The organism is Nitrococcus sp., from assembly GCF_059432795.1.
On record NZ_JBXWZQ010000048.1, the window covers coordinates 1 to 12,914 of the forward strand.

14 protein-coding genes and 1 tRNA gene are annotated in these 12,914 nt (G+C 63.6%); 10 read left to right on the forward strand and 5 right to left on the reverse strand.

The genetic code is table 11. From position 1 onward, the window contains the following. The 7 genes from AC52Q4_RS04150 to AC52Q4_RS04180 form a co-directional block, all read left to right on the forward strand. A partial coding sequence (locus AC52Q4_RS04150) for a protein phosphatase CheZ (protein ID WP_495535542.1) occupies positions 1–441 on the forward strand: 441 nt, incomplete at its 5' end. Positions 442–452: 11 nt separating this feature from the next. Then, complete coding sequence (locus tag AC52Q4_RS04155) at positions 453–2,546, forward strand: chemotaxis protein CheA (protein ID WP_495535543.1); 2,094 nt, start codon at positions 453–455, stop codon at positions 2,544–2,546. Positions 2,547–2,619: 73 nt separating this feature from the next. After that, a complete protein-coding gene (locus tag AC52Q4_RS04160) occupies positions 2,620–3,408 on the forward strand; it encodes a ParA family protein (RefSeq protein ID WP_495535544.1) in 789 nt (262 codons plus the stop codon). Then, positions 3,401–4,000, forward strand: coding sequence for a chemotaxis protein CheW (locus tag AC52Q4_RS04165; protein ID WP_495535545.1), 600 nt, complete (start codon positions 3,401–3,403; stop codon positions 3,998–4,000). The genes AC52Q4_RS04160 and AC52Q4_RS04165 overlap by 8 nt, the downstream gene beginning before the upstream one ends. Continuing rightward, the gene (locus tag AC52Q4_RS04170) at positions 3,997–4,527 is read left to right on the forward strand and encodes a chemotaxis protein CheW (protein ID WP_495535546.1); all 531 of its coding nucleotides are present in this window, start codon (positions 3,997–3,999) and stop codon (positions 4,525–4,527) included. The genes AC52Q4_RS04165 and AC52Q4_RS04170 overlap by 4 nt, the downstream gene beginning before the upstream one ends. Positions 4,528–4,541: 14 nt before the next feature. Next, positions 4,542–4,721, forward strand: coding sequence for a hypothetical protein (locus AC52Q4_RS04175; protein WP_495535547.1), 180 nt, complete (start codon positions 4,542–4,544; stop codon positions 4,719–4,721). Between the two features lie 4 nt (positions 4,722–4,725). Then, complete coding sequence (locus AC52Q4_RS04180; RefSeq protein ID WP_495535548.1) at positions 4,726–5,115, forward strand: DUF2802 domain-containing protein; 390 nt, start codon at positions 4,726–4,728, stop codon at positions 5,113–5,115. Between the two features lie 31 nt (positions 5,116–5,146). On the opposite strand, the gene AC52Q4_RS04185 is transcribed toward AC52Q4_RS04180, so the two are convergent. From AC52Q4_RS04185 to AC52Q4_RS04200, 4 genes are all read right to left on the reverse strand, one after another. Next, a complete protein-coding gene (locus AC52Q4_RS04185; protein ID WP_495535549.1) occupies positions 5,147–6,316 on the reverse strand; it encodes a ChaN family lipoprotein in 1,170 nt (389 codons plus the stop codon). 183 nt (positions 6,317–6,499) lie between these two features. After that, positions 6,500–6,859: an EscU/YscU/HrcU family type III secretion system export apparatus switch protein gene (locus AC52Q4_RS04190; RefSeq protein WP_495535550.1), complete on the reverse strand. Its 360-nt coding sequence runs from the start codon at positions 6,857–6,859 to the stop codon at positions 6,500–6,502. Continuing rightward, entirely contained in the window at positions 6,846–7,892 is a 1,047-nt protein-coding gene (fliK, locus tag AC52Q4_RS04195; protein ID WP_495535551.1) for a flagellar hook-length control protein FliK, read from the reverse strand. Before fliK ends, AC52Q4_RS04190 begins: the two co-directional genes overlap by 14 nt. 155 nt (positions 7,893–8,047) lie before the next feature. Beyond that, a complete protein-coding gene (locus AC52Q4_RS04200; protein ID WP_495535552.1) occupies positions 8,048–9,706 on the reverse strand; it encodes an AAA family ATPase in 1,659 nt (552 codons plus the stop codon). A gap of 124 nt (positions 9,707–9,830) precedes the next feature. On the opposite strand from AC52Q4_RS04200, the gene AC52Q4_RS04205 reads away from it, so the two are divergent. Further along, a tRNA-Glu gene (locus AC52Q4_RS04205) sits at positions 9,831–9,907 on the forward strand. Positions 9,908–9,996: 89 nt separating this feature from the next. Here AC52Q4_RS04205 and AC52Q4_RS04210 read toward each other — a convergent pair. Beyond that, positions 9,997–10,995: an aldo/keto reductase gene (locus tag AC52Q4_RS04210; protein WP_495535553.1), complete on the reverse strand. Its 999-nt coding sequence runs from the start codon at positions 10,993–10,995 to the stop codon at positions 9,997–9,999. A gap of 329 nt (positions 10,996–11,324) precedes the next feature. Here AC52Q4_RS04210 and AC52Q4_RS04215 point away from each other — a divergent pair, with 329 nt between their 5' ends. Both AC52Q4_RS04215 and AC52Q4_RS04220 read left to right on the forward strand, forming a co-directional pair. Next, positions 11,325–11,828, forward strand: coding sequence for a type 1 glutamine amidotransferase domain-containing protein (locus AC52Q4_RS04215; RefSeq protein WP_495535554.1), 504 nt, complete (start codon positions 11,325–11,327; stop codon positions 11,826–11,828). Between the two features lie 261 nt (positions 11,829–12,089). Next, a complete protein-coding gene (locus AC52Q4_RS04220; RefSeq protein WP_495535555.1) occupies positions 12,090–12,758 on the forward strand; it encodes a PilZ domain-containing protein in 669 nt (222 codons plus the stop codon). The last annotated feature ends 156 nt before the right edge of the window (positions 12,759–12,914 follow it).

The window sequence follows — 12,914 nt, forward strand, 5'->3', positions numbered from 1 at the left end:
GCGATTGAGTCCGGGTTGCCGATGGCAGACGAAATCGCCGATCAGGACAGGGAATTGGGCGGGCAGTGGCAGCGATTCCTGCGCCGTGAAATTTGCGTCGAAGAATTTCGCTACCTCAGCCGCGAGGTGGATGCGTTTCTCAATCGCGTTCAAACGGACGGCTCACTACTGCACGGCTTACTATCCGACGCCCTGATGGCGCAGGACTATCAGGACCGAACGGGCCAGATTATCCGACGTGTCATCGCTTTGGTGCAGGAGGTCGAGGACGGGCTCGTCAAGCTGATACGGATATCCGGTCGCAGAATGTCCACCGAGGATGCCCAACGCCCGCAGGGCGGTGATCTGCGCGGCCACGGCCCGGCGATTCCCGGACAGGGCGACGACGTTGTCCGGGACCAGGACGATGTCGACGATCTACTCTCGAGTCTCGGTTTCTGAAGGGGGCGCGCATGGCCATTGACCCACAACAGGACGACATCCTTCGGGACTTCCTGATCGAATCACGGGAAATCCTGGATGGGCTCAGCGAGCAGCTGGTGGATCTCGAGCAACGCCCTGAGGACCGGAATTTGCTCAATGCGGTATTCCGCGGTTTCCACACCATCAAAGGCGGTGCCGGCTTCCTCAACCTCGGGCCGCTGGTCGATATCTGCCATCAGACTGAGGATATTTTCAATCTCCTGCGCCAGGGCGACAAGGTCGTTACACCGGAGCTGATGGATACGGTGCTCGATGCGCTGGATCGAGTCACCGAGACGTTCGCCCGGCTCGACTCGGGTCAACCGCTCTCGGCGGCGCCGGCCTCGCTCCTGGAGCGCTTGCGCCGGTTCAACATACCGGATGCTTCCGCCCCGACCGTGACGGGGCAAGGCGATTTGGGGGCCGCCGAGGAAGAGGACCTCACGGACCGGGAGTTCGAGTTGCTGCTGGACGGCATGACAGAGCCGCGGCATTCGCAAACGTCCGCCGTTGGCGGGGAGGCCGGGTCCGCTGCCGCTGCCGCCACGGACGAGGAGATTACCGACGCCCAGTTCGAGGATTTGCTCGATGAGCTCCACGGCAAGGGACGTCATCCAGGCAATCCGGGCGCCGCCGTGGATGAGACCACCGCGAGCACCGCGAGCGGGGACGACAGCCCCATCACGGAGGAGGAGTTCGAAAGACTGCTCGACGAGCTCTACGGGGAGGGGAGCGCACCGGGCGCGGTTTCCGAATCGCCCGGCCCGGAGTCCACGGCGGCAGGTCAAAGGCGGGAAGAGGCCGAAGCAAGCGTGAATTCAGCGGCGGACACCGCCGCAAACGCGGTTTCCGCCGCCGGCCCCAATGAGGCCGCGGCTCAACGCAGTGCGCCGCCGGTTGAAGCAACGGTGCGGGTGGATACCGCGAAGCTCGACGACATCATGAATCTCGTCGGCGAGCTGGTGCTCGTGCGCAACCGGCTCTGCACGCTGCGTGAACAGCTCAACGACGAGCGAGTCACCCAGGTTGTGGGCAACTTGGAGCAGGTGACCGCCGATCTGCAGAGCGCGGTGATGAAAACCCGCATGCAGCCGATCAAAAAGGTGTTCAGCCGCTTTCCGAGGGTCGTCAGGGATTTGGCGCGTAATATGCAGAAGGAGGTCCAGCTCACGACGCGGGGCGAGGACACCGATTTGGACAAGAATCTGGTGGAGGCGCTGGCCGATCCGCTGGTTCACCTCGTGCGCAACGCCGTCGACCATGGCTTGGAAGATCCGCAAGAGCGCACGCGGCGCGGCAAGCCACGCACCGGCAGCATCGTGTTATCGGCGGCGCAGGAGGGCGATCACATCCTGATCATGATCGCCGATGACGGGCGTGGTATGGACCCGGAGGCGCTGCGCGCGAAGGCGATCGAGAAGGGCGTGCTCGATATCGAGGCCGCGAAGCGGCTCGATGACAAGGACAGCTTCAACCTCATCTTCCTGCCGGGGTTTTCGACCAAGGAGCAGATCTCGGATGTTTCCGGGCGTGGCGTCGGCATGGATGTGGTCAAGGAGCGGCTCTCCGAGCTCAACGGCACCGTTGATATCGACTCCCGGCTCGGCGAAGGAACCACTCTGCGCATCAAAGTGCCGCTGACTCTCGCGATATTGCCCACGCTGATGGTGCGGACCCGGGGCTGTAAGTTCGCGCTGCCGATGGGCTTGGTCCAGGAAATCTTCGAGCTCAATGAAAGCCGCAGCCATATGCTTGACGGAAGGCTCACGGTCATGGTCCGGGACAAGGCCGTGCCGCTGTTTTTCCTGGAACGTTGGTTGCAGCGGATGGCCGAGCCCGCGCCGCTCGATGCCGAGGCGGGAACGAATTCGGAGCGCCAAGTCGTCACCCTCGCTTTGGACCATCAGGTGATCGGCTTCGTGGTGGATGAGGTGATCGGCCTAGAAGAGGTCGTAATAAAGCCGCTCGGTAGCTTGCTTCACGGCTTGCCCGGGCTTACCGGCTCGACGATTACCGGCGACGGTCGGATCGCTCTGATCATTGATGTGCCCGGCCTGATCAAAAACTACGGTTCGCTACTCTAGCCGGGCGGCGCCCACTCGGGCCGCGATCGGGGTCAGTAGGAGCGTGCCTGTTCTCGAACGGCAGATGATGCAGATGAAGATCTGGACTGTTGCGAATCAAAAAGGTGGCGTCGGAAAAACGACCACGGTAGCGAGCCTGGGCGGTTTGTGCGCGCTCAAGGGGCAACGCACGTTGATGGTCGATCTCGATCCCCATGGCTCGCTCACCGCTTATTTTCAGCGCGACCCGCAGCGCCTGGAGCACAGCGTTTATGATCTTTTCGCCGGGACCGCGCCCGCGGCGTCCTTGGTTTGCGAAACCGGCGTGGAACGGTTGATGCTCTTGCCCGGCGCCATTGCGCTCGCCACCTTGGATCGGCAGTTCGGTGCCCGGGAAGGGATGGGCCTGATCTTGAGGCGGGCCTTGCAGGGGATGTCGGAGCGATTCGACCGTGTCCTGCTGGATTGCCCCCCCATGCTGGGCGTGCTCATGGTCAATGCATTGGCGGCAAGCCACGAGGTGATCATTCCGGTGCAGACTGAGTTCCTGGCACTGAAGGGGCTACAGCGCATGGTGCATACGCTTGATATGTTGCAGCGCAACAGAGCGCATGCCTTGCCGTATCACGTGGTGCCGATCCAGTATGACCGGCGCACGCGTGCATCCAATGACGCGCTTGCGGAGCTGCAGCAAAGTTATCCGGAGCAGTTATGGGAGGGCGTGATTCCGGTGGATACGCAATTTCGCGAGGCGAGCAAGCAAGGCCTGCCACTGACGGTGCTGCGCCCCTGGACACGGGGAAGCCGGGCCTATCGCCAGCTGCTCAAGAGCTTGGATGCACAGGCACCGGTAAACTCGACGCAGGCGGTGGGCCATGGCTGATCAATCATTGAAGCCAGGCGGATTGCTCCCGGCGCGCCGGGCACTGGACGATTACCTCAACGTTCTACTGCAGGAGAGCGCGGCACGCGTGCCTGAGGAGTCCGCCAACGTGCCGTGTCCGCCCCCCGCCGAGGCGCGCGACTCGGATCGCCGGGTGGCCGCCTGGGCTTACCCGGAATTCGTGGTGCAGCTGTTCACCGTCGGCAAACTGCAGCTTGCAGTGCCGCTGGACAAGCTCCAGGGCGTGGTTGCATGGAATGATGCACTTGAACGGCAGACGGATCACCGGAGCGGGTGTCTTGGATCGCTGAGTTACCAGGAACGCACCGTTTGGGTGATCGACACTGCGGCGCTGGTTTTGCCTCCGGAGCGGCGCGAGCTGATGCCGTCGTTGCAGCCTGATTACATCCTCATTGTCGGCAACGGCTCCTGGGGTTTGGCCTGTCATAGTGTGGGGGAAGTGATTCGCCTGGCCTGGGATGAGGTCAACTGGCGTCGCCAGCGGGGCCGGCGCCCCTGGCTGGCCGGTACGGCGCTGAGGCGGGGTTGTGCGGTATTGGATTGTGATGACTTTGCGGAGTTTTTCGGATGAAGCCCCAGGTCATGAACGACGACGGTGCAGGCAAGAGGATACGCCTCATGGCAGAAGAGCAAAGCGAATGGGTGGACGATGCAGTCAGTCAGTGGGTAACGTTCACCCTGGATGCCGAGGTATACGGTGTCGACGTCATGCAGGTCCAAGAGGTCTTGTCGATGCCGGAGATCACCCCCGTACCCGGAGCGCCGTCCTGGATTCTCGGGATCATAAACCTGCGAGGCAATGTGGTGACGGTGATAGATACGCGAATGCGCCTTGGCATCAGCGCACGGCCGGCGGAGGCGAGCAATCGCGTGATCGTGGTGGAGGCGGCGGAGCAGGTGGCGGGAATTCTCGTCGACAGCGTGGCCGAGGTTGCCGACATTAGTGCTGCGCAGATCGAGAATGCGCCTGACATCGGCAGCCGGGAGTGCGCACGCTATGTGCACGGTGTCGTCAACCGCAACGGTACGCTGTTGATTCTGCTCGATGGCGCTCGGCTGCTTGCCAAGCAGGAATGGAACCAAGCCGCCGCCCTATGAAGGCGATGGACGCCATGGCTGAGCTGGATCCGATCATTCCGCTAACCCCCATCCGGCCGCCCGGGGCTCAGCAACGCCCGCCGGATCGCGATCGATCCGAGCGGCAACGCCGCCCCGGCGCACCGGCAGGGGAAGGCACGGATGAGGCCGGCGAACAGCACGACTCCGATTCGTTAGTGGATGATTATGCCTGAGGCAATGTCATGGATTGTCCTGCCATCGGTCATGGCGCTCGCTCTCGCCGCGTTAATCGTTGCCGGGCTCTCACTGCGCAAGCTCTCGCACACCATTGCGCGCTTGCGTGAACTGGAGCAGGCGCAGGCGAAACTGGCGGAGCATTTTCAGGGACTGACCGCCGGCGCGGTCGGCCAGGGCCGCCACCTTGCACAATTGGAGCAGCACATGGGGCGTTTGCGGGAACGTCTCGACCAGCTCGCGAGCACCGACGGCAACGGCTCCGCGTTCAATACAGCCATCCGGTTGGCACGCAAGGGAGTGCCGGCACGCGAGATCATGGAGACCTGCGGGCTCAGCGAAATGGAAGCCGACCTGGTGATTCTGCTCCACCGCGAGCGCGAGGGAGGCTAAGAGTGGCGCGAAGCGTGTTCGTGCCCGCTCATCAGCGCAGGGGAATGGCGAACGTGAGCGATGCCGCGTCGCCGGGTCGCGCGGGCCGTCGCACCTGAACCTGCATCACCTCGCCAGGCGATTGGTCCCAGAGCGCCGCGCGCACGTCGCTGATGCGCTTTACCGGTTGATTATTGATGGCGAGCAGCACATCTTCGGTTTTCACTCCCGCCGCACGGGCCGGGCTATCGTCGGTGAAGCTGTCCACGACGACTTGCCCCGCCTCGGCCACGAGCGCCAGACCAAGCCGTCCTGGCTCGGGAAGCTGCCGCGAAGCCGGCAGCAGCAGATAGTCAGCCAAGCCGGTTTGCAGCTCACCTTCCCAGCCGGGCAACAGGATAGCGCCCTCGATTCCGGTGCGCCGGCGTAGCCGGTTGGGAATGCCGGAGCCGTACGCGAGATGGCCGCACCCGGCCAGTATCACCATGCGCGTGTGCGGATTCGCCTCGAGGTATCGCGCAGCGCGCTGAGCCATGCCCTCGTCCCAGAGCAGTTGGACCGTGTAGAAGCGGTCGAAATCGTTTCGCTCGTGCTCGCCATGCGAGTGGAATACACGCTCCAAACGCCGCTGATACGCCGAATCCGTGCGATCAATTTGGTCCGGAATCCACGCGCGAAGGTCCGCTGGCAGTGTGTCGAGGTCCTGGCGGGCCGCGGCTTCAGTGAGCTCCGCCGGCACATTCAAAGCAACGATGGGGATGCCGTTCGCCCGGGCGAAGCGCATGATAGGCGCATACAGGCGGTAATCGTAACCCCAGCGCTCGAAGTACTCACTCGCCTGCAAGAGCGTCCGCGTGTCGATCGCACCAGCGAGGTAACGATCGAGGGCGTCTTGAAACGGCTGTTGAAACCATTCCACGCCGATGGCAAGCGGGCGTGCCTGCGCGGCCATGTGGCGTATGATTTCCAGCTGGATGCGGTGGTCTTGCAGCCGCGCATGAAACTCGCCGACAAATACCACCCGCTTATCGTCGAGACGTGAGTGAATTTGCGCCAGACGCGGCAGGTCGCTGAGCGGCACGGTGGGGGTTTGTGCGGGGCTTACGACCGTGACCTTGCGAGCTTCGGCTGACGCCACGGCACCGGAGAAAGTGAGCGCCGAGACCAGGGACAAGAAAACGGCCCCCAGCGCAAAAGTATCGCTGAGGCGATGGTTCAACATGCATTTCATCCTAGCCGATAGGGCGTGTCCTCGGTCACTCCGAGCCACTCTGGGCGCGCGCGGAGCCTTGTCCGGCGAGCGGCGCGGGCATTTTCGTACGTGCGGTTATGGCGACTCGGCACCCCATAAGTATGATAGCGCATGCCGACGGTCAATGCCCTGCGCGGCGTTGGCGGCGGGAGGTCAGCCGCGCCTACCATCCGGCCTGTTACGACGAGGGATGCCTGCATCCGTCTGGAAACCTTGCGGTACCTTGCCGCGCACGAGATAGGCGAAGGCGATCACCTCGGCTACGGCACGGTAGAGCAGTTCGGGTATTTCCTGATCGAGCTCGATTCGCGCGAGCACCTGGACTAGGTCTCGATTGGGGTAAAGCGGGACGTCGTGTCTCTGCGCGAGCCGCACGATCTCCTCCGCGAGCGCACCGCGGCTCTGAGCGGTGACGCGCGGTGCGCCCTCGCCGGTATATTCGAGCGCGACGGCAATGCGTCGTTCGTGCTCAATCGTTCGGTCTGTTTCATGCGGCGGCTCATGCGGATTCATGAATGAGACCCCCTTGAGGACGCGTAGTGTCGGACGGGTCGGGCGGCGCTTGACCGCGATGACAGCGAATGACATCGACCTCGAGGTCAAGGGCTTGCAGTTTCTCGGCAAGCAGCGGACGGGCGGTTTCGACGGCAGCGGCGATCTGGGCGTCCTCGGCCCACCAGGTGACGCTCGTGCGGCGTTCGGCGATGTTCAGGCGCGCGGCGAGCGCTTCGGTGCCGGCAAAGCGGAACCGCAAGGTCACTTCCCACGCGCGCTCCCGCTTGTCCGGTGCTTGCCTGGGGTCGGTTTCGTCTTCCGGCTTTTGACGGATGCGCAGATACAGCTCGTCAGTGTCGTTGCCGTGAGCGAGCGGAATCTGGAAGGCGAGATCCACTCGATCGGGGCTTTGCAGCGGTTGCAACTGCAGCAGCTGCAGTCGGGCAAGCGCGCCTTCGGCCTGTTCCAATAGCTGGTGCACGACAGCGGCTTGGCCAGTCGAGCCGCTGTCTGCCGCGGGTGGCGAGCCAGCAGCAGGATTGCGGCGCAGCCGTGCAATCAAACGCAGCAGCGCCACCTTGAAATCCGCTTGTACGATCTGCTCGGCGGCCTGTGGGTAGCGTGCCAAGAGCCACTCCAGCAACACACCCGAGTCCCGCAGCGCCGTGCGCACGCCATCGGCCTGCTGCATTTGGGTGCTGGGTGCAAGGCGGGCCAGGAGGCCGTCGACGCTTTGGCGTTGCTCGACTGAGAGCGCGTTCCGGTTCGGTTGGGGCGGTGAGCGCAGCGCGGCCAACAGCGCCCCGAGCTCCCTCTGCCGTGGAATAGCCTGGCGGAGCAGCTCATTTGCCGCGGGGCTCGCAGCGCTTCGCGGGGTCTGAATCTCCAGTGCCGGTCCGCTTGCGGTGGCCACCAGGCGCACGGTGAGCGGCTGACCCGCGCGAAGCCCATGTTGGCCAGTGAGCGGTAGCCGTGCGCGACCGACCGCAACGACTAGCTCGCCGGCAGAGTCGGCGCGCACGCGTCCCTGCACGGCCCGGCCTGCGCGCAATGCCGCCGGTAAGTCGCGCGCAGACGGTACCGGCAGCAAAGAACGAGGAGCGGACGGGCCGCCGGTCGGTCTCAACGTCACGGCGCGTGCCCGGGCATTCGTTGCGTGTGGCCGATCATAGGACAAGGCAGCATCGCAGCCAGCCGGCGTCTTGCTTAAGGCTTAAGCGAGGCGAAGGAGCGAACCCAGATGCCGTTGTCGCGTAACTCCCGGGGTAGGCGGTTCAAAGCGTTGCGGGCCGCCCCACGCGAGGGGTAGTCGCCGGTCACGAGCACATGCCAAGTGCGCCCCTGGCGTTGCATTTGTACCGCATGGGCCTTTGCGCCCACATCGTGCTGCGCCATGAAGCGCTTCAGCGTTTGCTCCTTATAGCCGGCGATGAGCTGAATCGTATAGTGATCAGCCGGCCGTTCCGCGAGCCACTTTTTATGGGCCGGCGCTGCGCCGGTGGGTGCGGTATCACGATAAGCCAGTTCCGGGGAGGCGGGTTCGGCGCCCGGGTTCGATTGAGCCGGTGTGCCCGTCGCAGAAGCGGGCGGTTCCGCGGTGTCCGCACGGGAAAGCTCGCTCGCCGGGGCGTCGTTCTCGGACGGCGCCTCGGATTGGTTTGTCGAACCTGTCGAGTCGGCGCGTGTCGTCGCTGAGTCAGGCGTATCCGCGGCAATCGGCAGTGTCTCGCGCAGCCGCGGCTCGCCAATAGAAGAAGGGGGTGTCTGCGGTGCGGCCGGTTGCGCCTCGGGGGCAGGGGGCACCTGCGGCGCCTCTGTCGCCGGTGGCGAAACGGCGCCTGCCGGTGGCCGGGTGGGGCGTTGTGCCGTCAGGGCTTCGCCACCGTTTGAGCGTACTCCGTCGGGCCGGGCTGTAGGGGCAGTCGAATCGGTCTCCGGCTGAGCGGGCAGCGCCAGCGGTTCACTCTGCGAGGGTGCCGTGGTGGGCTCGGGCCCTGTCAGAAAGCGTGTCAGAAAAAAGCCGCCGATCAAAAGGGTTACCGCCGCCGCGGCGCCCGCATAGACTCGCCATGAGCCAGGAAGCGCCAGACCGAGGCGTTTTTGCTTGCGGGAGGTTTCCATAAGAATGCGCACCGTTTCCTGGTTGATGGATGCGGCAATGCCGCCCGCCTGCTCGTGAATCTGCTGTTTCTGCCGGGGCGAGAGCAAGCGGCCGCTGTGCTCGCCGGCCGTCGCCAGGCTCTGGTCGAGATAGCTCGCCGTTTGGGCCTCGGTGAAGGCGGGCAGGACGATTTCACTGAGTTCGCCTTGTTCGGAGACGGCCGCCGTGAGGCGCAACAGCGCCTCGTCCGCACCGCTCGGGGCGGCCAGGAGGATGGGCAGCCGTCCGCCCGCCTTGGCAATCGCCTCTCGAAGTGCTAGCAGATCCTTGATCGTGTCCTCTTCGAGGTGGTGTGCATCGTCGATCAACAAGGCCGGCCGGTAGCCCGAGGCCTCCTCCTGGCGAAGCCGCGCTGCCAGGGATTCGGGGTCCTGTGCGACCTCGGAGGCTCCCATCCGCATGGCGAGCATCTTCGATATATTCGCGACCCGTATCTGCGGTGAACCATCGAGCATGCAGCAATCGAGCTCATCGGGGTCCGTTGCCGCGATCTGCCGCAACAAGGACGTGCGGCCGACGCCCGCCGGGCCACTGAGGATGACCACGCGATTACTGCTCTGCAGCAGATGCACGGCCAAATTACGCGCGGCCTCGATATCCGCGTCTTCGAAGCGGAAGTCCTCATCGGTGAATGGCGGATGGAGAAGCCCAAGCCGGCTGAGGTGGTGTTCGTCAAACGGGGCGGCGTTATCGGCGTCATTCATGCCATCGGACTCGATCAGCCTGTAATCAGCCAAAACGATAGCATACGAATGAACTCTGCCGCCCGGCTCGCTTGACACCTTTTCAGGGGCTGCTTAGGATGACTCCGCTGCCGCGGACCACCACGTCCCCATCGTCTAGCTGGCCTAGGACACCACCCTTTCAAGGTGGCGACACCGGTTCGAATCCGGTTGGGGACGCCACTCGCCAGGTCAATTCATCCGAGCCGGTCAATGCTTCGCCCGCTAGCCGAAAGGCATGACCGGGCGGGGCCGGCGGCTGATGCCGCGGGCTAGCGGTTGACCGAGCGCATGCCGGATTCCGGATAACGCGTGCCGGCCGCCACTCCCATGGGCGCAAGTTTGTCGAGTTCGGCGAGTTCCTCGTCGCCGAGCCCGATCTCCAGCGCGGTGAGGTTGTCCTCCAGGTAACGACGGCGCTTCGTGCCGGGAATGGGCACGATGACCTGTTCGCGCACCCGCCCTTGCGTCAGCACCCAGGCCAGGGCCAACTGTGCCGGCGTGCAGCCTTTGTTCCGGGCCATGGTCTCGATCCCGCGTACCAGGTCCAGATTACGCTTCAGGTTTGCGCTCTGAAAGCGCGGGTGGTTGCGCCGGGAATCGCTTTGCGACAAATCCTCGTCCCGCCGGATCGTTCCCGTTAGGAAACCGCGGCCCAGAGGGCTGTATGCCACGAATCCGATGCCGAGCTCGCGGCACGTATCGAGCAGGCCATCCTCCGGGTCGCGGCTCCAGAGGGAATATTCGGTTTGCAGCGCGCTGATCGGATGTTCGGCGTGGGCGCGCCGCAGCGTCTCGACGCCGGCCTCGGAGAGGCCGAGGTAGCGCACCTTGCCCTGGGTCACCAGCTCCGCCATGGCGCCAACGGTGTCCTCGATCGGCGTGTTGGGGTCGACCCGGTGTTGGTAGTAGAGGTCGATGCAGTCAACCCCGAGGCGCTTCAGGCTTGCCTCGCAGGCGCTGCGTACGTACTCGGGCCGGCCATCGATGCCGTGAAAACTGCCATCCCGGGCGCGCTGGATGGCGAACTTGGTTGCCAGCACCACCTGGTTACGCCGCTCGCGGATCGCGCGCCCCACGAGTTCCTCGTTGGTGAACGGGCCGTACATATCGGCGGTATCCAGCAGGTTCACCCCGAGGTCCAGCGCGCGGTGGATGGTGGCAGTCGACTCCGCATCGTCCGGGCTGCCGTAGAAATCCGACATCCCCATGCAACCCAGCCCGAGGGCGGAGACTTTCAATCCTTGATTGCCGAGTTCATGCAGACGCATCGAACCCTCCGTAGTGGTTGAAATCCAATTGCCTTGCGACGTCTCGCCGTGGCGCGACAGTGTCTTGGATAGAGCCCGAGCGCCAACGCGCTCGTTGCTAATGCACCACCAGTCGACATTCTCGCGGAGCCCGGCAACCGCGAGTCTCTGCGCGAATGTGAATGGCCGGGTGTGGCGGATCGGACTACGTGGCTTATACGTTTAGCATAGAAGGCATCGTTCCCTGGCTGCTCGCAGGAGGCATTGCAGCATGCGGATTCTAATCGTTCTCACGTCCCATGATCGGCTGGGCGATACCGGGGAGATGACCGGTTTCTGACTCGAGGAGCTTGTGGCACCGTACTTTCTGCATCAAGGAGGCAGGCGCGGAGATCGTATTCGCCTCGCCGCTAGGTGGTAAGCCGCCGCTCGATCCGAAAAGCGAGCTCCCCGAAAATCGGACCGAAGCGACGACGCGGTTTCAGGCGGATAATGAGGCTGCCGAGCGGCTCGCGAGCACGGAGAAGCTCGCAGTTGCGCGCTCGGAAGACTTCGAGGACGTGTTCTACCCCGGCGGTCACGGCCCCATGTGGGACCTGGCCGCCAACGCCGCCTCGATTGCGCTCTTCGAGGCATTCCTCGCGGCTGGCAAGCCGATTGCAGCGGTGTGTCACGCGCCGGTCGCCCTCATCAACGCTCGTGGCGCAAATGGCGGGTGGGCGGTCGAGGGGCGCAGGCTCACTGGTTTTGCCAACTCCGAGGAGAAAGCGCTCGGGCTGGAAGGTTGTTCCGTTTCTGCTCGAAGACCGTCTTGTCGAACGGGGCGCTCATTACCGCAAGGCAAGGGACTTTGAGCCGCACATCGAAGTAGACGAACGGATGGTGACCGGGCAGAACCCGGCCTCTTCCGCAGCCGTGGCCGAGTGCGATTACTCTCTAAGCCGGCGCGGCGTTGAAGGCTCTCGGGTGTATCGGAAAGGGCGGACGACGGATCGGATGTGCTTGTCGTTGCTATACCGGGTATTCGTAGTTCTTTTTTGCGAAGTAAGTCATCGGTTTGAAGACGCGCTTTAGCTTAAATTCAAATGGCTCTATTCGGCAATGAGCTCAACGCAGTGGCTGACAGACAACCGAAAATCTCTTCACCGCCGGATCAATTCGCCATAAACGCGGGCAGCGTGGTGAACATTCAACGCGTCGGCGAGAGTGCGCGTGTGCAGGCGGAGGTTTTGGGTGCGGTTCCCGGAGCCTACATCGTTTTGCGCGACGCGAACACTGGCCAAGTAGGCCGAACCTTACGCTATTTGGCTCTCAGGTCGGAGGACCCTCTAATCCTGCGTTTTATGCACGAGGGGGTGGTGTACGGGTTCCGTACAGCGGTCTCGCGACTCGTGACCGATCCCGAATACCTTGTTTTCGTCCTTTATCCGCGGCTCGTCGAGCATGTCTCGGTGCGCCGTGAGCCGCGGGCCTTGTGTCGCATGCCCTGCCTCGTAACGTACGCGGGTGGCGATGCCCAGCCAGCTCTCATGCTGGACGTGAGCGCCGCGGGTTGTCGGGTTCTCTCGCCATTCGACGAGGATGAGACTGCGTCATCGGAGCTTCCGTCCGTTACGGTGACTCTGGTGTTGCCGGGCCAGGCCGAGCCCTTTCACGTCTCCGGCAGTGTGCGGCGTTTGACCTGTCGCGAGGAAGGACGCGTTTTAGGCATCGCGTTCGACCAGGAGCAGAGGAGCTTATATGATGCGCTCGATGGTTATTTTCGCTTTGCCCCTCAACCGTGAGCCTTTCGATTGGCGAGTTGGCAGTTGGCATAACTCGACCAGCGTAAGCCACCGCCTATGGCGGTGTGACTAACAGAGGCTCTGCCGTTCCGTCGTGCGTTGAGGTAGATGACCTCCTTCCAAGCGAGAGAAGCGGAAGGAGGTCATCATGCGAGA

Bases quoted from the DNA above. Each gene is read 5' to 3' on its own strand.
- AC52Q4_RS04155 (WP_495535543.1), top strand. From the start codon at position 453: ATGGCCATTGACCCACAACAGGACGACATCCTTCGGGACTTCCTGATC.
- AC52Q4_RS04160 (WP_495535544.1), top strand. From the start codon at position 2,620: ATGAAGATCTGGACTGTTGCGAATCAAAAAGGTGGCGTCGGAAAAACG.
- AC52Q4_RS04165 (WP_495535545.1), top strand. From the start codon at position 3,401: ATGGCTGATCAATCATTGAAGCCAGGCGGATTGCTCCCGGCGCGCCGG.
- AC52Q4_RS04170 (WP_495535546.1), top strand. From the start codon at position 3,997: ATGAAGCCCCAGGTCATGAACGACGACGGTGCAGGCAAGAGGATACGC.
- AC52Q4_RS04175 (WP_495535547.1), top strand. From the start codon at position 4,542: ATGGCTGAGCTGGATCCGATCATTCCGCTAACCCCCATCCGGCCGCCC.
- AC52Q4_RS04180 (WP_495535548.1), top strand. From the start codon at position 4,726: ATGTCATGGATTGTCCTGCCATCGGTCATGGCGCTCGCTCTCGCCGCG.
- AC52Q4_RS04185 (WP_495535549.1), bottom strand. From the start codon at position 6,316: ATGTTGAACCATCGCCTCAGCGATACTTTTGCGCTGGGGGCCGTTTTC.
- AC52Q4_RS04190 (WP_495535550.1), bottom strand. From the start codon at position 6,859: ATGAATCCGCATGAGCCGCCGCATGAAACAGACCGAACGATTGAGCAC.
- AC52Q4_RS04200 (WP_495535552.1), bottom strand. From the start codon at position 9,706: ATGAATGACGCCGATAACGCCGCCCCGTTTGACGAACACCACCTCAGC.
- AC52Q4_RS04210 (WP_495535553.1), bottom strand. From the start codon at position 10,995: ATGCGTCTGCATGAACTCGGCAATCAAGGATTGAAAGTCTCCGCCCTC.